Raw genomic sequence first — 21,685 nt, 5'->3', positions numbered from 1 at the left:
CGCTGGTTCCCCACCCATCGGATTCCTGAATATCGTGCGCTTACTCCACTTTTTTGCCGCCCTGACATTATTGCTGGGCTCATCCCTTGCCCACGCGGTCACGCTCAACTTCAATGGCGGCGATGTGGACAACTGTTCCCGCGTGGGCAATCTGTACACTTGCGCTTCGCTCAACCTGGCCGACACGGACGTCATCATCATTGCCAGCGGGAACGGCGTGACGGTGAACAGTTCCTTGTCGATGAGCTATAACCAGGGCTTGACGATGAGCGGCAACGCCGCGCTGACGGTCAAGGGAAATCTCGACATCAAGGACATCAAACCGGCCAATCTGAAGGTGACGGGGGGAAGCTTGACAGCCGAAGGCGGCACTTTCCTCATGGGCGCGCAGGAACAGACGATCACGGCGAATATTTCCGCCACGACCATCAAGATGGGCTCGAACAACGTGACGGTGACGGGCAAGATCAGCGCCAAGGGCCAGGTGGACATTGCCTCGGGTTCGGTCATCAACGGGCCGATCAGCGGTAGCGTCGTCAATATCCTGGCCGCCAATACCCGCATCCAGGGCGATATCACGGCGACCACCTCGCTGACCATCGGTTCGGGCAGCCAGGTGACGGGCAACCTGAAATCGCCGACGATCGACCTGAAGGCGTCCGGCCTGCTCGTCACGGGCGACGTGGAGGCAAGCAATTCCTTGTCGATCGCCTCCGGCAATGGCATCAAGGGCAACGTGGATGCCGGCGAGGTGACGCTCGACTCGTCCAATGCCTATATCACGGGCAACGCCAAGGTCGACCACATCACTCTGGGCTGGCAGGGCCGGGTGCAGCAAACCATCACCTGCAAGGCCTATACGCCGTCCAATCCGTGCAGCTGCGTGACGAATAACAGCGGCTGGGCCTTCAATGAACCGATGGGGCCGAAGTGCGGCCCCGGTACGCCGAGCGGATTGCACCATTTCCAGATCGAGCATTCGCTGACGGCGCTTACTTGCCAGACGCCCACGGTGAAGGTGACTGCCTGCGCCGATGCCAGCTGCAGTGCGCTCTACAAGAGTGGCGCCAGCGTCACCGTCAGCCCGGGCGGCGTGCCGACGCAGATCGATACTAGCGGCGTCAATGCCAATGTCATGGTGCGCCAGACCACGGTGGGCATCGCCACCCTCGGCCTGGTCAGCACGCCCGCCACGACGGGGGCGCTGGTGTGCAAGAGCGGCGGCAGCACGAGCAATTGCCAGATCAGCTTCCTTGCCAGCGGCTTCCAGGTGAGCGGCATTCCGCGCTACGCTGAAGACGCGGCCGTACTGGAAATCAGCGCCTTGCAGACTTCGTCCGGCAACAAGGACGTTTGCGTGCCCATGTTCGCCGGCCAGAACAAGGAGTTGAACTTGACTTGTGCGTACAGCAACCCGGATAAGGGGACATTGCCTGCGCGCATTTTTGACAGCGGCAAAAATAGTTATGTTGCCCTGGCTGGCAGCGACCAGAGCAGTTGTGCTGCGCTGAGTAGCAAAGTGATTGTGACTTTCGGCGCCGATGGCGTGGCCAGGCCGAACATGCTGTATGCGGATGCGGGAGCGCTGCTCCTGACAGCCTCCTACAAGCCGGACAGCGGCAGCGACAAAGGTTTGGACATGAGCGGCAGCGGCACGGTCATCGTGGCGCCGAAGCAATTCCTGTTTACAAAGCTGGCGCCGACGCAGCGCGCGGGCCTGCCTGCTGCACCCTTGACGCCCGGTGCGACCATCACGTTATCGGCCGTCAATGCGGCTGGTGCCGTGACGAAGAACTTTGGCAACGAAAGCAATATCGCTGTGCAAAAAGTCGTGCTCGATCGTAGCCTGCTGGCGCCGGTCTACACAGGCGTAATCAACCCGGAAGTCGGCGGCGATCTCGACTTCGTGAAAAAAGGGGGCGCCATCGAGGCGCCGCCGCTGGTCTGGCCTGAAGTGGGCAAGATCAATTTCACGGCCGCGCTGCAAAAAGGTTACCTGGACAGTACCTTGACGTCGTCGGGCGCCAGCGATGCCGTGCTCTTTTACCCGCATCACTTCGTGACGGAACTGGTTATCAAGCAAGTGGATCTCCCGGGGGGGGCGAAGACGGAGCTCCCTTTCCCGTGCAGCACGCCGCTTGCCTGCGCCGGCAACCGTGCCGTGTATTCGCGCCAGCCTTTTGACCTGACCATCCGCGCCCGGAACGCTGCTGCCAAGGAGACGAAGAACTTCGACGCCAGGAATGGCGACATCAACAAAACGCAACTGTCGCTGGTTCCCTATGACGCGGCCACGGTAAAGAACAGCTATCCACCAACGGATCCGTCCGGCAGTACGCTGACGGATGGGGAAACAGTGCCTGCCGCCGTGACGGGCATACCTGTCACCAGGTTCAAGGAGGGCGTTGCAACGCGCACCATCGCCTACAGCTTTCCCGCCGCCTATGCCGTGCCCAAAGAGCTGAAAGCGCTGGCATCGCCGACGAATGTACTGCTGCGCGCGACGTATGGCTATCCGGCTGCCGGCAATGTGAGCTCGGCGTCGCCTGATGGCATTGACGCGCAGTTGACCGTGCTCACAGGCCGCCTGATGGTGCCGCATGACTATGGTTCCGAGCGCTATCCCGTGCGCCTGGCGGTGCAGGGGCAGTATTGGGATGGCAAGACCTGGGTGACGAGTCTGCTGGACAGCATCAGCGCGTTCAGCAACACCCAGGTAGTGTTTGCCAATTGCAAGAAAACACTGGTGTGCACGGATTTCAAGCTGGCCGACGGCACTTATACCGTCAACCATGGCATCTTGCCGCCGAATAGGCGGCTGACCCTGGCGGCGCCCGGCGTCGGCAAGTCCGGCAGCGTGGACGTTTCCGTGCCGGGCCTGTCGTACTTGCCCAGTACGACCGGCACCGTCGTCTTTGGCGTCTTCAAGTCGGGCCCCGTGATTTACCTGCGCGAGATGTATTAGCCTGGACCAAGGGCGGGGGCAGGCAGCGCGAAAAACCAGTAACATGCGTGGCTGTGGCATTCCCCCAACCTCAGACTGGAGTTTCTATGAGCACAACTTCGCAGTGGATCGATATCGCCGGCCCGGACGGCAGTTTCCAGGCTTACCTGGCCGTGCCGCACGTGGGCAAGGGCCCCGCCATCATCCTGTTGCAGGAAATTTTCGGCGTCAACGAGCACATCCGCGCCGTGGCCGACCAGTACGCGGCCGATGGCTACGTGGTGCTGGTGCCCGACCTGTTCTGGCGCGCCGGCGCGCACATCGAACTGGGCTATGACGAAGCGGGCTGGAAGCGCGCCGTCGAGCTGATGCAGGCGACCGACAATCCGCAGGCCGACGCCGATATCGCCGCCACCGTCGCCGCCCTGCGCGCGCGTCCGGAAGTGACGGGCAAGCTCGCTTCGGTCGGCTATTGCTTCGGCGGCCGGTTGTCGTACCAGGCAGCCGCGGCCGGCCTGGTTGATGCAGCCATCGCCTATTACGGCGGCGGCATCCAGAACAAGCTGGACCTGGCCGACCGGATCAAGGTGCCGCTGCTCATGCATTTTGGCGGTCAGGACAGCCACATTCCGCCGGAAGCCGTGCAAAAGATCGCCGAGCGCTTCGAAGACCGTCAAGACGTGGAAATCCATATCTACCCGGGCGCCGAGCACGGTTTCAATTGCACCCACCGCGACAGCTATCAGCAGCGCGCCGCCGCCCAGGCGCATGGCAATTCCTTGATTTTCTTGGCGGAAAATCTGTAAGACTGCCTCGCCGGGCTGGCCAGCCGTTATTTTCCGCCCGGCAGCAACGCTGCATGGGCGTTAAAATAGCGGCTGTGCCGGGCAACTCCGGCCGGCCGGGCACGGCGCCCGGCAAACCTGGATGAGGAACCGAATTAAAGATGGCCCAAGTAATTGTTTCTGTAACATTGGCGGCAAGCGCCGAACGCGTGTGGGATTTTATCGGCGGCTTCCAGTCGCTGGCTGAATGGTCGAGCTCGATCAAGACCAGCCTGTCCGAGCACGGCGGCCGCGTGCGCCGCCTGAAAACCACGGATGGCGCCATCATCGCCGAACGCCTGCAAAGCTACAGCGAAGCGGACAAGAGCTACAGCTACACCATCGTCTCGGGCCCGATCCCCGTCAAGAACTACCGTTCCACCCTGCGTGTCACGGGCGAGCCGGGCGCGAACGAGTGCGTGGCGCAATGGTCGAGCGAGTTCGATGCGGCCGAAGGCGTGGAAGAGGTCATGGTCGGCGCGTTCCAGCATCTGTATGAGACGGCGTTTGTCGACCTGAAACGCATCATGGCAATCTGAAGCTGCGCAATCCGGCATTCCCACCGGTGCCAACAATGTTGTCGGATTACGCGGGGCGATGCCCCACTAATCCGACCTACGCTTGACGTTACCGTTTCACCTTCCCAAACGCTTCGCCTTTGTTCCATACCGGCAAATTCCTGTCGTTGGCTACTTCATAGCCCAGGTTCAATGTAAATTGCGCCTGCTGCACCATGCCGGACAGATCCCACGAAGGGTTGTACTCATCGGTAACCTGATGGTAGTCCTTCTTGAACGCCACCAGGCGCTCGCCCGATGCTTTCGGCTCCTGGACGAAGTCGAACGAGCCATCGCCGGAAAACACGGCCGAGCCCACGTTGAAGGCGGGCACGCCGGCCTTGGCAAACGCAAAATGGTCGGCCCGGTAAAACGCGCCGGACAGGTCGGGAATGGTGGGCGCCAGGCGCAGGCCCATGCGCTTGGCCACCTTGGCGGCGCTCGCATACAGGCTGCTGCGCTCGGCGCCAGCCACGCCGATGTCGTGCGTCTTGCCAACAAAATTCATGCTGTCGAGGTTCAGGTCGGCGGCCGTCTTGGCCAACGGCCATAATGGCGCGCGCGTGTAGGCCGTGCTACCCAGCATGCCCGTTTCTTCGCCGGCCGGCCACAGGAAGATCTGCGTGCGGCGCGCCGGCTGTTTTACTGCCACTTGCGCCATGGCCAGCAGGGCAGCCGCGCCCGAGGCGTTGTCGATGGCGCCGTTGTAGATGTGGTCGCTCTGGCCCTGTTTGACACCTTGGACGCTGCCTTCTTCATCCTTGCCCAGGTGATCCCAGTGCGCCGAGTAGATCACGGCCTCGTCCTTGAGTTTCGGGTCCGTGCCCGGCACGATGCCGGCCACGTTGAATTGCTCGATGCTGCGCACCTGGCTATCCAGCGCCACCTTGACCGTGGCGTTCAAGGCGACGGGGCGGAACTCGCGCGTTTCCGCCTGCGCGCGCAAGGCGTCCAGGTCCTGTCCGCTCGCCTGGAACAGCGCGCGCGCCATGTCTTCCTGCAGCCAGCCTTCCATCGCATTGCCCGCGCCGGCCAGGTTGAAGCGTTCATGGCCGAAACCGTTGGCCGGCACCGACCACGGATACGAAGCCGATGCGGTCGTGTGTATCAGCAGCACGCCGGCGGCACCCTGGCGCAGCGCTTCCTCGTACTTGTAGACCCAGCGGCCGTAATAGGTCAGCGACTTGCCGGCAAAGCGGTTCGGCTCGGTGCTTGTGGGCTGCGGGTCGTTGACCATCATGATGACGAGTTTTCCTTTTAAATCAACGCCCTTGAAATCGTCCCAGTTTTCTTCTGGCGCGCGGATGCCATAGCCGGCGAACACGACGGGCGCATCGAACGCCACTGTCTGCTGGCCATTCGCCGCGCCAAAGACGATGTCCTTGCCGAAGGCGGGCGACAAGGTCTTGCCGCCCGCGCTGAACGTGACTTTGCTCGATGGCAAGGCCTTGCTGCCGACGATGGTCAGCGCCTGACGATAGCTGCCATCCTTCAACGGTTGCAGGCCGGCCACGGCCGCCTGCGTTTCCAGGTAGCGCACGGCCAGGTCGCCGCCGCGCTGGCCCGTGCCGCGTCCTTCCAGTAAGTCGTCGGCCAGGAAGGACAGGTGGGCGCGCAGGGGCGCTTCGGCAACAAGCGGTTGGGCGAGGGCGGCCGTGCTGAACAGGCTGGCGGCGAGGGCGATGGGAAAGCGCATGACAACTCCAAAAGTGAATACGGGAAAGCAAAGCAGCGACAATCTTACTCTACCGCAATGCCCTGGCGTAGCGCGCGGCGCGTGCAAGCCGATTGCGGCCACAATGGCTGCTGGTCCACCGACAAGGAGCGTTCCATGACTGCCACGAACTTGCAATCGAGTAATACCCTGCGTACCGCCGACGGCACATTGATCCACTACAAGGACTGGGGCAGCGGCCCGCCCGTCGTCTTCAGCCACGGCTGGCCATTGTCGTCCGACGCCTGGGAAGACCAGATGTTTTATCTGGCCTCGCGCGGCTACCGCGTCATCGCGCACGACCGGCGCGGCCATGGCCGCTCCAGCCAGCCGTTCGACGGCAACGACATGGATACCTATGCCGACGACCTGGCCGCCCTGATCGCCGCACTGGACTTGACGGGCGCGACGCTTGTCGGCCACTCGACGGGCGGCGGCGAAGTGGCGCGCTATATCGGCCGCCACGGCACGGAACGCCTGGCCGGCGCCGTGCTGGTGGGCGCCGTGCCGCCGCTGATGCTGCAAACCACGGAAAACCCGCTGGGCTTGCCGCTATCCACATTTGACGCCATCCGCGCCGGCGTGCAGGCCGACCGCAGCCAGTTTTTCCAGGATTTGAGCGAGGCCTTCTATGGCTACAACCGGCCCGATGCGAAGCCCTCGCAGGGCGTGCGCGACAGTTTCTGGCGGCAAGGCATGCAGGCGGGCATGCCGGCATCCTACCTGTGCATCAAGCAATTTTCCGAGACGGATTTTACGGCGGACCTGGCCAAGTTCGACGTGCCGACCCTGGTGATCCATGGCGACGACGACCAGATCGTGCCGATTGCCGCCTCGGCGCGGCGCACTGCCGAGCTCATCATCGGCAGCAAGCTGCTCGTGTACGCGGGCGCGCCGCACGGCCTGGCGACGACACACAAGGACAGACTGAACGAGGACTTGCTGGAATTTTTGCGCCACTCGGTCGATGCGGCCAGCAATATCGAAGCGCATCTGTAAAGTAGCCGAATCTATTGCAAAACAAATAATATTGCTTGGTTTTTGCACCAATTGCGTGCGGATCGCCGATTTTTCTGCGTTTTAGACTGCAAAAAATGGCGTTCTGCCGCCCCGTTCCACCCGGTAAGGTCCAGTAAAGAGTAAACTAGCGGATACACTCTTTCGCATTGGGCGATTCGAGCGAACTTGTGAGTGATTTCATGTCTGATACACCAATTTCCTTATTTTCCGACCTTAACCTGAGCGAGCCGCTGATTCGCGCGCTCAAGGATGTCGGTTACGAAACACCGTCGCCTATCCAGGCGGCCACGATTCCATTATTGCTCGCGAACCGCGACGTGCTGGGCCAGGCGCAAACGGGCACGGGTAAAACCGCCGCCTTCGCCTTGCCGATCCTGTCGCGCATCGATCTGAAACAAAGCTCACCCCAAGCCCTGGTCCTGGCACCGACGCGCGAACTGGCCATCCAGGTCGCCGAAGCGTTCCAGGTGTACGCCGCCCACATCCCCGGCTTCCACGTGCTGCCGATCTACGGCGGCCAAAGCTACGGCCCGCAGCTGTCGGCCCTGCGCCGCGGCGTGCACGTCATCGTCGGCACCCCAGGCCGCGTGATCGATCACCTGGACAAGGGTTCGCTCGACCTGTCCAAGCTGAAAACCCTGGTGCTTGACGAAGCCGATGAAATGCTGCGCATGGGCTTTATCGACGACGTCGAACGTATCTTGAAAGAAACCCCGGAAGGCCATCAAACGGCCCTGTTCTCGGCGACCATGCCTTCCGTCATCAAGCGCATCGCCACGACCTACCTGGTGAACCCGGCCGAAGTGACGGTTGCCGCCAAGACGGGCACGGCCGACAACATCCGCCAGCGCTACTGGCTGGTGTCGGGCATGCACAAGCTCGACGCGCTGACCCGCATCCTGGAAGCGGAAGCGTTTGACGGCATGATCATCTTCGCCCGCACCAAGCTGGGCACGGAAGAGCTGGCCGGCAAGCTGCAAGCCCGTGGCTTCTCGGCTGCCGCCATCAATGGCGACATCCAGCAAGCCCAGCGCGAGCGCACGATCCAGCAGTTGAAAGACGGCAAGATCGACATCCTCGTGGCAACCGACGTGGCCGCCCGCGGCCTGGACGTCGAGCGCATCAGCCACGTCGTCAACTACGACGTGCCGCACGATCCGGAAAGCTATACCCACCGCATCGGCCGCACGGGCCGCGCCGGCCGCAGCGGCGAAGCGATCCTGTTCATCACCCCGCGTGAAAAGAACTTATTGAAAGCCATCGAACGTTCGACCCGCCAGCCGATCGGCATGCTGGAACTGCCGACGATCCAGGCCGTCAACGACGTACGTATCGCCAAGTTCAAGGAACAGATCAGCGAAACCCTCGCCTTGGGCGAACTGGAACAGTTCCAGTCGCTGATCGAAGATTTCGAACGCGAACAAAACATTCCCGCCATCGAAATCGCCGCCGCCCTGGCGAAGATGGCGCGTGGCAATACGCCGCTGCTGCTGGACAAGAACAAGGCGCGCGAGCAAGCCACGTGGCAAGACGACCGTCCTGTGCGTCAAGACCGCTTCGAGCGCAACGACCGTCCGGAACGGGGCGACCGCTTCGACCGTAACGAGCGCAGCGACCGTGGCGAGCGCCCGGCCTTCCCGAAAAAAGAACGCATCCAACGTCCAGCCGATGCCGGCATGCAGACCTTCCGCATCGAAGTCGGTCATCAGCATGGCGTGAAACCAGGCAATATCGTCGGCGCCATCGCCAACGAAGCGGGCATCGATTCGAAAAACATCGGCCGCATCGAAATCTATGACGACTACAGCGTCCTGGACTTGCCGGACAGCATGCCGAAAGAATTGCTGGACCAGCTGAAAACCGTGTGGGTCGCGGGCCAGCAGCTGCGCATCAGCCGCGACGGCGACGCGCCGGACCTGGCGCCGCCAGCCGCGCCGCGCAAGCCGTTCGCCGCCAAGTCCGCGCCAGCGTTCAAGGATGCGCCAGCGGATGCGGGCGACGCAGCCCCTGCGCCGCGCGCGCCGAAGAAGGAACGTCCACGCCCAGGCGTGACGGCTTACCGCATCGAAGTGGGCCGCGAGCACGCCGTGACGCCAAGTAACATCGTCGGCGCTATCGCCAACGAAGCGAACCTGGAAGCCAAGCATATCGGCCGCATCGATATCTTTGACAACTACAGCGTGCTGGACCTGCCGGAAGGCATGCCGCCGGAAATCCTCGACCACCTGAAATCGGTCGTGGTCTCGGGCCAGAAACTGCGCATCAGCCTTGATGACGGCACGACGGAGCGCAAGCCTGCGCCACCGCGTCCGAAGTCGCCGCGCAAAACATTTAAGTAAGCAATCCCTGCACGGGCGCCTCCCCGGCGCCTGTGTCGCGGATTGGAGACACATCCCCCACTGGCGCATTCGCGCCAGTTTTTATTTTCCCTCAAGAAATGAATATTGTTGCCGCGTTATTGTTGGCGGCAGGCGTCGCCACGTGCCGGCCATTGCGCCAGTTCATCTGCGTCTTTTTATCGGCGCATACGCCGTATTTATTGGCTGCTGCGTCAATGCATAATTTTTTATTAATTATTGTATCTGCGCGCAATTTGAATTTTACATTCAATAAAATCAATCAAGTTGAATCAAAGTAAATTATAAAACATAAATGAATTGGCTTTTATTAAATTATTTGACCAGTATCACTGTCGCCCGGGCGATATATCATGGGTGCTTGATGTGGTATATTGTTTTTATGTTTTTGTTATGCTAGTTGAAAAAAATAGAGGAGCGAAGATGCGGGTCAATACGCCTATCACGCAAAATGAATACGTATTAAATGAAGGCATGACGATTGTTTCCACGACGGATTTACAAGGAAATATCAATTACGCCAATCAGTATTTCATTGAAGTCAGCGGTTTTTCAGAAATGGAACTGCTGGGTGCGCCACAGAATATCCTGCGTCATCCCGATATGCCGGCCGAAGCGTTTGCCGACCTGTGGGATACCATCAAGACCGGCATGCCATGGACCGGCATGGTCAAGAACCGCTGCAAGAATGGCGATTTTTATTGGGTCTTCGCCAATATCACGCCCGTCATCGAAAACGGCCGCCCGATCGGCTATATGTCCGTGCGCACCAAGCCTACGCGCGAGCAGATCAACGAAGCGGCAGCCCTGTATAAAAGTTTTAAAGACGGCAATAGCGCCAAGCTGGCGATCCGCAATGGCCGCGTCGTGCGCCAGGGCTGGGCCGCCAAGCTGGCCGAGTGGCGCAAGCTGACCCTGTCGCAAGACCTGGCCCTGCATTGCATCGTCTTTGGCGTCGTGCTGGCCATCCTCGGCTGCGCCGTGTGGAATATCGACGGCGACACGAGCACGGCCACGCGCAGCTGGCTCAGCGGCGCTGCCGCCGCCGCCGTGGCGCTGATGCTGTATTTCTGGGCCCACCTGCACAATTCCCTCGTCGCACCGCTGGGCGAGGCCATCACGGTGGCGCGCAAGATGGCTGGCGGCGACTTGACGGGCGTCATCGACAAGGTGCGCGACGATGACATGGGCCAATTGATGGCGGCCTTGCGCCAGACCAACATCAACCTGCACAGCATCATTGGCGACGTGCGCGCCAACTTCGAGGATATCCGCATCACCACGGCGGAAATCGCCACGGGGAATATGGACTTGTCCAGCCGCACGGAATCGCAGGCCTCCAGCCTCGAACAGACGGCGGCCAGCATGGAAGAGCTGACGTCGACCGTGCAAAACAGCGCCGACCACGTGGACACGGCCAATAAGCTGGCGGCGCAGGCGTCCACCGTCGCGGCCAAGGGCGGCACCATCGTCAGCGAAGTGGTCACCACGATGGACGAGATCAGCACCTCGTCGCGCAAGATTCTCGACATCATCGGCCTCATCGATGGCATCGCCTTCCAGACGAATATCCTCGCCTTGAACGCGGCCGTGGAAGCGGCGCGCGCGGGCGAACACGGCCGTGGTTTTGCCGTCGTGGCGGGCGAAGTGCGCAGCCTGGCGCAGCGCTCGGCGACGGCCGCGAAAGAGGTGAAAAACCTGATCGACCATTCGATCGCCACCGTGAATGCGGGCAGCGTGCTGACCAGCAATGCGGGCGCCACCATGACGGAAGTGATCGCCTCGGTAGCCCGCGTGACGGAAGTGATGGACGAGATTTCCTCGACCACGCGCGAACAGAATCAGGGCATCGGGCAAGTCAACCAGGCCGTCATCCACATGGATGGCATCACGCAGCAGAATGCGGCGCTGGTGGAGCAGGCGGCTGCCGCCGCCACCAGCCTGGCGCAGCGCACCGACAGCGTGGCCCAGTCGATCGGCATCTTCAAACTGAAGGCCTCGCCCAAGCGCAAGACGGCCGGCGTGGGCCGCAGCGTGGGGGCGGGCGTGGCGTCACGGGCCTTGCTGAAGGCACGCTAAGACAATTATCCCGCCAGCGCACCGTTGGCGGGATTTACTTCGGTACCCGGTACACCTCTCCGCTGCGCACCTTCTTCACCACCCCATCCCCGCCAAACAAGATGACATATTCCCCCTGCGCGCCCGAGGCGGCCGGGTAGGTGTACATCCACACTTCATTGCCGCTGTCGAAGCGGATGGACGTGCTCTCTCCCAGCGCGGCGCGTACCTGTTCGCGCGTGCTGCTGCCGACCTGCACCGTCTGCTCCAGGGTTGCGTAAGGCACGTTCTTGCTTGCCTGCAAGGCGCGCGTGCCGGAGCAGGCGGCCAGCAGCGCCAGCGCGAAGACAGCGAGCCACTTCATGGCGCCACCTCGTCCATATAGTTAAATTCCAGCAGGGTATCGTCGGGCCAGCTGCTATCCCACAGGGGCGCGTAATACGTGCGGTCGAGCAAGACCTGGCAATCACAATACGGCAGCGAGGCAGGGGTCTGCTCGCCGCCCGCATACAGCATCTTGAGCGGTAGCGAAACCCTGCGCTCGCCATGCACGAGAGTCACGCCGAACAGGGGGCGGTCCGTGAAGAACAGATAATTGCCGTCCGGTTCGGAACAGACCTTGTCGGTGCTGTAGAGCATGCTGGACAGCCAGGCGATGATTTGCGGGTCGTTCGAGATCAGGCCGGAATCCATGCCGGCGCGGCATTCCAGGCGCAAGTCGCCCAGGCGCCGCGTGCCGGGCGGCAAGCCGGGCGTGATCACTTGCGCGCGCCAGCTCATGGTGGTGGCCTTGCGGTTGGCGATCAGCACGGCGTCTTCGCGCGCCGCTTGCGCATTGCGCACGGGGGCAAAGCTGTTGTCCTCGGCCAATGGCAGGGGGATGCTGACGGTGTCGCCGGCGATGCGCAGCCGCACGCCCGTCATGTCCACGCCGGGCTGGCGCGGCAGCAAGCGAAAGCGCAGCACCGCCTGCGGCGCCAGCGCATGGTCGCGCTCGAAGCGGTCCACGCCCTGCAGCATCTTGCGGTAGGATTTATCGACGGGGTCGCGCGTGGCGTCCACTTTGACTTGCGGCACGGGCGCGGTTTGCGCCAGGGTCGCAGGGCCATGGAGCAGCAACGCCAGCAGGAGAGGGTGATAGGTACGCATGGCTTGATGCTACGCTTTTTTGCGCATCAGCCACGCACGGGTGGCTGTCTCAGTATTCGCTCAGTACTCGCTGTATTTGCGCGCATCGCCGCGCACCTGCTGCGCCGGGTATTTCTGCGCGTTCAGTTCCATCTTTTCCAGCACGGCCGCGTGCAGGTCGACGCCGCTCTTGTCGGCCAGGCGCACCAGATACATCAGCACGTCGGCCAGTTCATGGCGGATGCCCGTGCGCTTGGCTTCGTCCAGTTCGGCATCCGCGCCCGTGGGCAGCCACTGGTAGTGCTCGACCAGTTCCGCCACTTCCACGGACAGGGCCATGGCCAGGTTTTTCGGCGTGTGGAACTGGTCCCAGTCGCGTTCAGCGGCAAAGGCGCGCAGGCGAGTACGCATGTCGAGCAGGCTGTCGGCTGGCGCGTTCATGCCGCCACCTGCAGCGGTTTTTCCATGAAGACACTGAACGGATCGTCGGGATAGTCGCCGTACGGTCCGCGCCGCTGGTAGCCATGGCGCGCGTACAGGGCGATGGCTTCGGGCTGGTGGATGCCCGTCTCTAACGTCAGCAAGCGGCAGCCGCGCGCCAGCGCCTGTTCTTCCAGCAGGGCCAGCAGGCGCTTGGCCAGGCCCAGGCCGCGGCTGTCCGGGTGCACGTACATGCGCTTGACTTCGCCGAAATCGGGCGTGACGACGATGGCGCCGCAGGCCCGCGCCGCGCCTGCCGCATCGCGGGCGACGGCAAACAGCAGGGTATCGGACGGCACGGACGCCAGGTCCAGCGAATACACGCACTCGGCCGGATACAGGGTCTGTTGATAGGCATCAAGCTCGGCGATCAGGGTTTGCACGTCGGCTTGCTGCGGCGATTCCAGGCGGATGGTCATGGGGAAGTCAAGTGAATGAGATATTCCCCATGGTATCACTGCGGCCGCGCCAGGCGCATCGTCAGGCCGATGGGCGACATGACAAAACCCATCAGTTCCTGCGCCTCGCCGCCATCGGGCGTGGCGACGCCGGCGATGTCGAAGCTGCCCAGCAGCATGGCCATGGCGATCTTGATTTCCAACAAGGCCAGGTAGCGGCCCGGGCACGTGCGCAAGCCGGCGCCAAAGGGCATCGCAGCGCGCTTGTTGTTCGCTTCGCCGCCTTCCAGCCAGCGCTCGGGCTGAAAGGCCTGGGCGTCGGGAAAGTGCGCATCGGACACCGTGTCGTTGCGCATCACGCACCATACGAGGGTGCCGGCCGGCACGGCGATATCGCCGATGACCGTATCGCGCAGCGCCTCGACGGGCAGGAAGGGCGCCACCGGTTTCAAACGCATGGCTTCGCTGGCGCAGGCGCCCAGGTAGTCGAGGCTATCCATCTGCTCGATCGTGAAACCGGCCACGTCGGGCGCCAGGCGCCGCACTTCCTCGCGCGCCCGGGCCAGGGTGTGCGGATGGCGTTGCAGCAGATAGATCATCCAGGACACGGTATTGGCCGTCGTATCCTCGCCCGCCAGCAGCATGGTCAGCACGTTGCCGGCCACGTTGCGGTCCGTCACGCCGCTGCCCTCCAGGTCGGCGGCGGCGATCATCGCTTCGAGCAGGTTGGGCGGACGCTCGCGGCGCGCCGGGTCGTGCGCCATGCGCGTGCGCGCCTGCTGCACCAGGTCGGCCACGGCGGCGGACAGGGCCGCCACGTCGCGGTCCAGCCGGCGGTCGACGGGCAGCTTGACATAGCGCCAGTACGGAAACATGGACAGGCTGCGCCGCGCCACGGCGGGCAGGATGTCGTCCATGTGGCGCTGGATCACGTCTTCGCCCGATTCGAGCGTGTTGACTTCCGTGCCGAAGGCCAGGCCGGCGATGATGTCGACCGTGTAGCGTTTCAGGTCGCCGTCCAGGTCGATCACCTGGCCTTGCGTGGCGGCCAGATGCCAGCGCCGTTGCAGGCGCTGCGCCACCGTCACCAGCGCCGGAAAATACGCCTTGATGGCGCCGGGCGCCATGCCGGCCATGACCATGCGGCGCTGGTTGCGCCACTCCGTGCCCTCGGCCAGGAACAGGCCGGGCACGCCGCCCATTTCGTCGGAGACGATGGAGCTGCTCAAGGGCCGGCGAAAACCGTCGGGCCGGTCGCGCAGCACGGCGCCGACGGCCTCGCTGTCGGCCACCACCAGCACCAGGGTGCGGCCGAACCAGGCGCGCATGTAGGGGCCGTAGCGCCGTACCCACTGTTCCACGTCGCGGTGGATGCGCGTGAGCTTGATTTGCAGGCTGTTGCCGACGATGGGCAGGGCGAATGGCCCCGGCAAGTGGCGGATCTGGCGCAGCGGCGCGGTGGTGGCGGGCGCGGCGGCGTGGTCGAGTGGCGGCATGAACATCTCCTGTCGATACGGTGAAAGTACGCGGATTGCTTGCAATAATGGCCACACTCTACGCGATTGCGGCCCGCTTGTATTGAATGAATACGACATCGTGCGCGGCCAGAAATTGCCGGTACAATCGTCGCCATGCCTGCCGCCCCTACACCCTTGAGCCGCCTGATCGCGCCGCGCACCGCGCTGGCGTCCTGCGTGCGCGCTTTCCTCGTGCGCGACACCACGGGCTGCGCACCGTTGCCGCCGGCCCAGCGCCTGAACCGCTTTCCCGCCGCGCCCATGTGCAGCATCATCTGGACCGTCGCCGGCGACGTGGAAGCGGCCGCGCCGGGACTGTCGCTGCCGGACGTGCGCATGCCGCCCGCGCTGTTCGGCGGTCCCCGTTCGTATCCGCTGGTCAGCTACAACCCCGGCCCAGTGCATTCGTTTATCGTGATGTTTTATCCGGCCGCCCTGCATGCGTTGACGGGCGTATCGATGGATGCCCTGCTGGATCAGTTTCGCCCGCTCGACGCGCTGTTCGATGCCGATTGGCTGGTGCTGTCGGACGCCGTGCTGGCCGCGCCCGATGACGCGGCGCGCATCGCGCTGGTGGAAGATTTTCTCGCGCCGCGCTGGCAACTGGCGCGCAAGAACGGCGACCATCCTGCCGGCGCCATCCAAGACTGGGTACGCCGCCTGGGCGTGCAGGCGGCATCGACGGGCCTGGCCAGCGGCGCGCGCAATATCGAGCGCCGCATCAAGGCCTGGGCCGGCCAGCCCATGCGCACCTTGCGCCGCATGCGCCGCGCGGAACAGTCGTTTCTCGATGCGCGAGAATCCATGCTGCAAGGCAACGCTGCATGGAGCGATATCGCCGCCGAGGGCGGCTACGCCGACCAGGCCCACCTGTGCCGCGAAGTGCGCGCCATCACGGGCCTGAGTCCCACGGAACTCGCGCGCGCCAGCCGAGAGGATGAAAGTTATTGGATCTACAGGATATGGGCGTAATCCGGCCGGTGGTGATGTCGGATTACGCGGCGTACCGCCGCTAATCCGGCCTAGCCGTGGTGGCGAGTGGTGATGTCTACCAAATATGGGCGTAGGTCGGATTAGCGTGGCAACGCCACGCGTAATCCGACAACATCGTTGGCGTGGCCAGTGGTCATGCCGGATTACCGCTCGCTGTACACCTTGCCCTTGGACAGGGTCACTTCATGGTGCCCCGCGCCGGGCGCCATCATGGGAAAGCAGTTTTCCTCGCCATGCACGCGCACGTCGAGGAAGTAGGGACCGCTTGATGCCAGGCAGGCCGCCAGCGCCCCGTCGAGCTCGTCGCGCCGGCTGACCGTATGCGCCTGCCAGCCGAACGCGCGTGCCAGCGCGACGAAGTCGGGCAGCGCTTCCGTGTAGCTGTGGCTGTAGCGCCCGCCATGGATGAGTTCCTGCCACTGGCGCACCATGCCCATGTAGCCATTGTTCGACAGCACCACTTTCACGGGCAGGCGGTGCTGCACGGCCGTGGCCAGTTCCTGGATATTCATCAAAATCGACGCGTCGCCGCTGACGCACACGACGCATTTCCCCGGATGGGCGATCTGCGCGCCGATGGCGGCCGGCAAGCCGTATCCCATGGTGCCGGCGCCGCCCGAGGTGAGCCAGCGGCGCGGCTGCTCGAAGCGCAGGTGCTGCGCGGCCCACATCTGGTGCTGGCCCACGTCGGTGGACACGATGGCGTCCTGTCCATCCAGGGCCGCCTGCAGCCGGCGCATCAGCGCCTGCGGCGCGATCACGTCCGGCGTGTCGTCGGATGCCAGGCTGTCTTCGGCGCGCCAGCCGTCGATACGCTGCCACCACGGCTGGCGGTCCGCCAGCAGGCGTCCGCGCAGCTGCGCCAGCAGGGCCGCCAGCACGGGGGCGCAATCGCCGCGCAGGGCCACGTCGGCGCGCACCACCTTGCCGATCGACGCCGGATCGATATCGACATGGATGATTTTCGCGCCGGGACAGAAGGCGTCCAGCCTGCCAGTCACCCGGTCGTCAAAGCGGGCGCCCACGCAGACGATCAGGTCCGCATGGTGCATGGCCAGGTTCGCTTCCAGGGTGCCGTGCATGCCCAGCATGCCGAGGAAGGCCGGGTGCGAGGCGGGAAAGGCGCCCAGTCCCAGCAGGGTCAGGGTGCACGGCGCGGCCGCCAGTTTCACCAGTTGCTGGAACGCGGCGCAGGCATCGAGGCCAGAATTGATGAGGCCTCCGCCGCCATAGAACACGGGCTGGCGCGCGTTGGCGATCAGACAGGCGGCCCGTTCCAGCTCATTGCTGTCGGGCAGGGATGCAGCCACTGCGGCAGCGGAGGGCAGCGGCGTGTGGTCCGCGACGGGAGCCAATTGCATATCCTTGGGAAAATCGATCAGCACGGGGCCGGGCCGGCCTTGCGTGGCCTGGATAAATGCTTCGTACACGACGGCGGCCGTTTCGTCGGCCGTGCGGATTTGCCGGTTCCACTTGGTAACGGGGCGCGAAATGCCCAGCGCGTCGCATTCCTGGAAGGCGTTCGTGCCGATGCTGGTGGTGGCCACCTGGCCGCTGATGCAGATGACGGGAATCGAATCGCACAGGGCGTCGAGCAAGCCCGTGGTGGTGTTGCTCATGCCGGGGCCGGACGTGACGAAGACGACGCCGGGCCGGCCCGTGCTGCGCGCATACCCTTCGGCCGCATGCACGGCCGCCTGTTCGTGGCGCACCAGCACGTGGCGCAAGCGCGGCTGCGCGTGCAGCGCATCGTACAGGGGCAGCACGGCGCCGCCGGGATAGCCGAAGACGGTGTCGACGCCCAGGGCCAGCAGGGTGTCGATCAGGGTGCTGGCGCCGTTGCGCGGCGCAAGATCGTGGGCGGGAGCGAGGAGGGGAGCGGGATCGGGTTTCATGGCCTTATTTTCTGCCTGATGTGGCAGAAAAGGCTGCTGGTTTTCTCGTATAAAATGCATAATTCAGCAAAATTTGCTGCAAAATATGGAAAGAACAGAATGAAGCTCGACAAATTCGACCTCGCCATCCTGACGGCCCTGCAGCAGGATGCCCGTATCAGCCTGCACGAGCTGAGCGCCAAGGTGGGCCTGACCTCGTCGCCATGCTGGGCGCGCATCAAGCGCATGGAAGACGATGGCGTCATCGAAGGCTATACGGTGAACGTCAACGCGGCCAAGGTGGGGCTGGCCGACACCGTCATCGTGCAAGTCACCTTGGACGACCATTCCGACCAGGCCCTGTTCGAATTCGGCCACGCGCTGGCCATGATCCCGGAAGTGCTGGAAGCGTTTCTCGTCTCGGGCGACTACGATTACTATTTGCGCATTGCGGTCAGCGACACGCGCGACTACGAACGCCTGCTGCGCGAGCGTTTATACAAAATCCCCGGCATCCGCCACAGCAAATCGAGCTTTGTGCTGCGCCAATTGAAGCAGAGTTACTTGCCGCTGCAGCGATAGCGTGCTTGCCCGCCGCCCGCACGGCGGGAGTTTTTCCCTAGTTCATCGATGGTGGCTGTCCGATACTGGACAGACATAAAAACCATGATAAAACGGGGATAGCATGAAACTGACTTTATTGGCCGCCGCCGCCATGGCGCTGTGCCAGGCGCAGGCAGCCGAACCTGCTGATGCCAGCCTGGCCGCCTCGGGCGATCTGCCCACCGTCATCATCACGGGCAGCATGCCGCTGCCCACCGTGGAGCAGCCGCGCGACACATTCGCCGCGCCCGTGCAGACGGCCAGCGCGCAGCAGATCGCCGGCAGCGGCGCGCTCGATATTTCCGCCTTCCTGCGCCGCAACCTGGGCAGCGTCTACGTGAACGAAGTGCAGAACAATCCGTTCCAGCCCGACGTCAGCTACCGCGGCTATACGGCTTCGCCCCTGCTGGGCACGCCACAGGGGCTGTCCGTGTACCTGGACGGCATGCGCCTGAACCAGCCGTTTGGCGACGTCGTCAGCTGGGACTTGATCCCGCGCATGGCCATAGCTTCGCTGACCCTGATGCCCGGCTCGAATCCCCTGTTTGGCCTGAACACCCTGGGCGGTGCGCTGGGCCTGCAGACCAAGGATGGCAAGACCAGCCCAGGCACCGCCGTCGAGGCGCGCCTGGGTTCCGATCAACGTCGCGGCGTGGAAGTTGAACATGGCGGCAGCAATGCGCAGGGCTGGCACTGGTATGTGACGGGCAACCGCTTCAAGGAAGATGGCTGGCGCGACGATTCGCCATCCGACGTGCGCCAGGTGTTTGGCAAGCTGGGCTGGAGCGATGCGCGCACCGATATCGCCGTCACGCTCGCCCACGCGGACAATGCGCTGACGGGCAACGGCTTGCAGGAACAGCGCATGCTGGCGCGCGACTACCGCAGCGTCTACACCAAGCCTGACCTGACGCAAAACAGGTCGACTCTGCTGAACCTGACGGGCAAGCACCAGGCCGGCGCTGCCTTGCTCTTGTCCGGCAATGTGTATTACCGCAAGATCGACACGCACACCTACAACGGCGATCTGAACGACGAGTCGCTCGATCAGTCCGTCTACCAGCCCGGCGCGGCCGAACGGGCTGCCCTGGCGGCGGCCGGTTACACGGGCTTTCCCGCCAGCGGGGCGAATGCCGGCAATACGCCTTTCCCGAAGTGGCGCTGCATCGGCAATGTGCTGCTGAACGATGAGCCAGCCGAAAAATGCAATGGCATGATCAACCGCAGTCATACGCAGCAGGAAAACTACGGTTTTTCCGGCCAGTTCACTGCGCTGGCCGACGTGGCCAGCATGCGCCATGCCGTCACGGCCGGCGCCGCCTACGACACGAGTCACGCCACCTTCCGCCAGACGAGCCAGTTCGGCTACCTGAACCCGGATCGCGGCATCACGCCCGTCGACTTCTTTGCCGATGGGACGGAAATCGACGATGACGGCACGCCCGTCGACAACCGGGTCGACTTGAGCGGGCGCATGCGCACGTGGAGCGTGTATGCGAGCGACAGCATCGCGTTCAATCAAGACCTGACATTGACCGTCTCGGGCCGCTACAACCGCAGCACGGTGCGCAACCGCGACGCCATCACGCCCGGCGGCGGCAGCGGCTCGCTCGATGGCGACCACCGTTTCAGCCGCTTCAATCCAGCCATCGGCCTGGCCTACGCGCCGGCCTCGGGCGTGAGCGCCTATCTCGGCTACAACGAAGGCAGCCGCACGCCAACGGCCATCGAGCTTGGTTGCGCCGACCCGGAAAACCCATGCCGCCTGCCCAACGCCATGGCCGGCGACCCGCCCTTGAAACAGGTGGTGACGAAGACGTGGGAAGCGGGCGTGCGGGGCCAGTGGGGCGAGGTGGCGCGCTGGAGCGCGGGCGTGTTCCGCGCGGAAAACCATGACGATATCCTGTTCGTGGCCGACAACCAGGCCGGTTTCGGCTACTTCAAGAATTTCGGCAAGACGCGCCACCAGGGCGTGGAGCTGGCGCTGGACGGCAAGGCGGGCGCGCTCGACTTCGGCGTCAACTACACGTGGCTGCAGGCGACGTATCAAAGCCGGGAAACCGTCAACGGCAGCGCCAACAGCAGCAGCGACGCGGAAGCGCCCGGCCTGGAAGGCAATATCGTCATCACGCCGGGCAAGCGCATTCCGCTCACGCCCAGCCATATCCTGAAGGCGCACGTGGAGGTTCAGGGCGGACGCGACTGGACGGTGGGCCTGGCCATGACGGCCGTGTCGAGTGCCTATGCGCGCGGCAATGAAAACAACGCGCATCAGGCGGGCGGGCCGGCGTACCTGGGCGCGGGCAAGAGCGGCGGCTACGCCGTGGTGGAACTGAACGGCAAATACCAGCTGACACGGCAACTGAGCGTGTTCGCCCAGGTCAACAATCTGCTCGACCGACACTATGCGACGGCGGCCCAGCTGGGCGCGACGGGTTTCGACGCCAATGGCAGTTTTAATGCCCGGCCGCTGCCGGCCGTGAACGGCGAGTATCCGATGGTCAACGCGACCTTCTATGCGGCCGGCGCGCCGCGCAGCGTGAATGTGGGCTTGCGCTACGTGTTTTAAGGGTGGACGTGCTCGATGACCCCGTTGCGTAATGCAAGATGGACCAAGGCGGCTGGGCCGGGCACGTCGAGCTTTTCCCTGATGCAGGTCTGGTGGTTGGCCACCGTCTTGCTGCTTACGTGTAGCAGGCGGGCGCAGTCGGCGGCGCTGCGGCCTTCGGCCAACAGGCGGAAGATTTCGAATTCGCGCTGGCTCAGGCTGCTCAAGCGCTGCGCTTCCATGCTGGCCGCGCCCTGCAGCATGCCGGGGGTGCTGTGCGGATCGAGGTAGCGCCGGCCCGCGTGGGCGGCGCGCACGGCGTCGACCAGGTGTTCCGGATCGGCCTGCTTGCTGACGAAGCCGCAGGCGCCGCCGTCAAACGCGCGCGCGATCAGCTGCGGCGTATCGTGCATGCTGAACACAAGCACGCGGGCGCCGGCATCGCGGGCGATCAGCTTGCGCAGCAATTCCAGGCCGCCGATGCCGGGCATGGACAAATCCGTCACGCAGACGTCGGGCGCGTGTTCCTGGTACAAGGCATACGCCATTTCGCCATTGCCCGCTTCGGCCACGACAGCGATGTCGCCGCCTTGTTCCAGCAGGCGCCGGTAACCGGTGCGCACCACCGGGTGGTCGTCGACCAGCATCACGCGGATCGGGGTCATGGCCG

The 21,685-nt window shown here is 63.7% G+C and carries 17 protein-coding genes; 9 read left to right on the top strand and 8 right to left on the bottom strand.

Annotated features, from left to right (window positions below; translation table 11 throughout):
- Positions 1–34 precede the first annotated feature (34 nt).
- The 3 genes from ASN89_RS08075 to ASN89_RS08065 all read left to right on the top strand — a co-directional run bounded on the left by ASN89_RS08075 (position 35) and on the right by ASN89_RS08065 (position 4,307).
- The gene (locus tag ASN89_RS08075) at positions 35–2,965 is read left to right on the top strand and encodes a polymer-forming cytoskeletal protein (RefSeq protein WP_058048915.1); all 2,931 of its coding nucleotides are present in this window, start codon (positions 35–37) and stop codon (positions 2,963–2,965) included.
- Positions 2,966–3,051: 86 nt separating this feature from the next.
- Complete coding sequence (locus tag ASN89_RS08070) at positions 3,052–3,750, top strand: dienelactone hydrolase family protein (RefSeq protein ID WP_046682193.1); 699 nt, start codon at positions 3,052–3,054, stop codon at positions 3,748–3,750.
- Between the two features lie 140 nt (positions 3,751–3,890).
- Positions 3,891–4,307, top strand: coding sequence for an SRPBCC family protein (locus ASN89_RS08065; protein ID WP_082654475.1), 417 nt, complete (start codon positions 3,891–3,893; stop codon positions 4,305–4,307).
- An 88-nt stretch (positions 4,308–4,395) separates the two neighbouring features.
- Here the strand turns inward: ASN89_RS08065 and ASN89_RS08060 are convergent, their stop codons facing one another.
- Positions 4,396–6,021, bottom strand: a complete 1,626-nt coding sequence (locus ASN89_RS08060) for a M28 family peptidase (protein WP_058048913.1) — start codon at positions 6,019–6,021, stop codon at positions 4,396–4,398.
- A 135-nt stretch (positions 6,022–6,156) separates the two neighbouring features.
- Here ASN89_RS08060 and ASN89_RS08055 point away from each other — a divergent pair, with 135 nt between their 5' ends.
- From ASN89_RS08055 to ASN89_RS08045, 3 genes are all read left to right on the top strand, one after another.
- Entirely contained in the window at positions 6,157–7,038 is an 882-nt protein-coding gene (locus tag ASN89_RS08055; RefSeq protein WP_046682255.1) for an alpha/beta fold hydrolase, read from the top strand.
- A gap of 200 nt (positions 7,039–7,238) precedes the next feature.
- The gene (locus tag ASN89_RS08050) at positions 7,239–9,398 is read left to right on the top strand and encodes a DEAD/DEAH box helicase (RefSeq protein ID WP_082127541.1); all 2,160 of its coding nucleotides are present in this window, start codon (positions 7,239–7,241) and stop codon (positions 9,396–9,398) included.
- A gap of 441 nt (positions 9,399–9,839) precedes the next feature.
- Positions 9,840–11,495 (top strand): PAS domain-containing methyl-accepting chemotaxis protein, encoded by a 1,656-nt coding sequence (locus tag ASN89_RS08045; RefSeq protein ID WP_046682196.1) that lies wholly within the window; start codon positions 9,840–9,842, stop codon positions 11,493–11,495.
- A 34-nt stretch (positions 11,496–11,529) separates the two neighbouring features.
- Here the strand turns inward: ASN89_RS08045 and bamE are convergent, their stop codons facing one another.
- The 5 genes from bamE to ASN89_RS08020 are packed head-to-tail and all read right to left on the bottom strand — an operon-like array spanning position 11,530 to position 14,976.
- On the bottom strand, positions 11,530–11,838 hold the full coding sequence (bamE, locus tag ASN89_RS08040; protein ID WP_058048912.1) for an outer membrane protein assembly factor BamE domain-containing protein: 309 nt from the start codon (positions 11,836–11,838) through the stop codon (positions 11,530–11,532).
- A complete protein-coding gene (locus ASN89_RS08035; protein WP_058048911.1) occupies positions 11,835–12,623 on the bottom strand; it encodes a hypothetical protein in 789 nt (262 codons plus the stop codon). The genes bamE and ASN89_RS08035 overlap by 4 nt, the downstream gene beginning before the upstream one ends.
- A gap of 60 nt (positions 12,624–12,683) precedes the next feature.
- Positions 12,684–13,043, bottom strand: coding sequence for a nucleotide pyrophosphohydrolase (locus tag ASN89_RS08030; protein ID WP_046682199.1), 360 nt, complete (start codon positions 13,041–13,043; stop codon positions 12,684–12,686).
- Complete coding sequence (locus ASN89_RS08025; RefSeq protein ID WP_046682200.1) at positions 13,040–13,501, bottom strand: GNAT family N-acetyltransferase; 462 nt, start codon at positions 13,499–13,501, stop codon at positions 13,040–13,042. The genes ASN89_RS08030 and ASN89_RS08025 overlap by 4 nt, the downstream gene beginning before the upstream one ends.
- A gap of 35 nt (positions 13,502–13,536) precedes the next feature.
- The gene (locus ASN89_RS08020; RefSeq protein ID WP_058048946.1) at positions 13,537–14,976 is read right to left on the bottom strand and encodes a cytochrome P450; all 1,440 of its coding nucleotides are present in this window, start codon (positions 14,974–14,976) and stop codon (positions 13,537–13,539) included.
- A 135-nt stretch (positions 14,977–15,111) separates the two neighbouring features.
- Here ASN89_RS08020 and ASN89_RS08015 point away from each other — a divergent pair, with 135 nt between their 5' ends.
- Complete coding sequence (locus tag ASN89_RS08015) at positions 15,112–15,969, top strand: helix-turn-helix domain-containing protein (RefSeq protein WP_058048910.1); 858 nt, start codon at positions 15,112–15,114, stop codon at positions 15,967–15,969.
- A 164-nt stretch (positions 15,970–16,133) separates the two neighbouring features.
- Here the strand turns inward: ASN89_RS08015 and ilvB are convergent, their stop codons facing one another.
- Positions 16,134–17,885 carry a biosynthetic-type acetolactate synthase large subunit gene (gene ilvB / locus ASN89_RS08010; protein WP_058048909.1) on the bottom strand — a complete coding sequence of 584 codons (1,752 nt, stop codon included), beginning with the start codon at positions 17,883–17,885 and terminating at the stop codon, positions 16,134–16,136.
- A 99-nt stretch (positions 17,886–17,984) separates the two neighbouring features.
- On the opposite strand from ilvB, the gene ASN89_RS08005 reads away from it, so the two are divergent.
- Complete coding sequence (locus ASN89_RS08005; protein WP_034784295.1) at positions 17,985–18,446, top strand: Lrp/AsnC family transcriptional regulator; 462 nt, start codon at positions 17,985–17,987, stop codon at positions 18,444–18,446.
- A 103-nt stretch (positions 18,447–18,549) separates the two neighbouring features.
- Positions 18,550–21,036, top strand: coding sequence for a TonB-dependent receptor (locus ASN89_RS08000; RefSeq protein ID WP_058048908.1), 2,487 nt, complete (start codon positions 18,550–18,552; stop codon positions 21,034–21,036).
- Here the strand turns inward: ASN89_RS08000 and ASN89_RS07995 are convergent.
- Positions 21,033–21,680, bottom strand: coding sequence for a response regulator transcription factor (locus tag ASN89_RS07995; protein WP_058048945.1), 648 nt, complete (start codon positions 21,678–21,680; stop codon positions 21,033–21,035). The genes ASN89_RS08000 and ASN89_RS07995 overlap by 4 nt on opposite strands.
- Positions 21,681–21,685 lie beyond the last annotated feature (5 nt).

This window comes from Janthinobacterium sp. Ant5-2-1 (assembly GCF_001445815.1).
Taxonomy (GTDB): domain Bacteria; phylum Pseudomonadota; class Gammaproteobacteria; order Burkholderiales; family Burkholderiaceae_D; genus Janthinobacterium; species Janthinobacterium lividum_E.
Note: the sequence above shows the minus strand (reverse complement) of the source record. Positions and strands in the feature narration are given on the sequence as shown.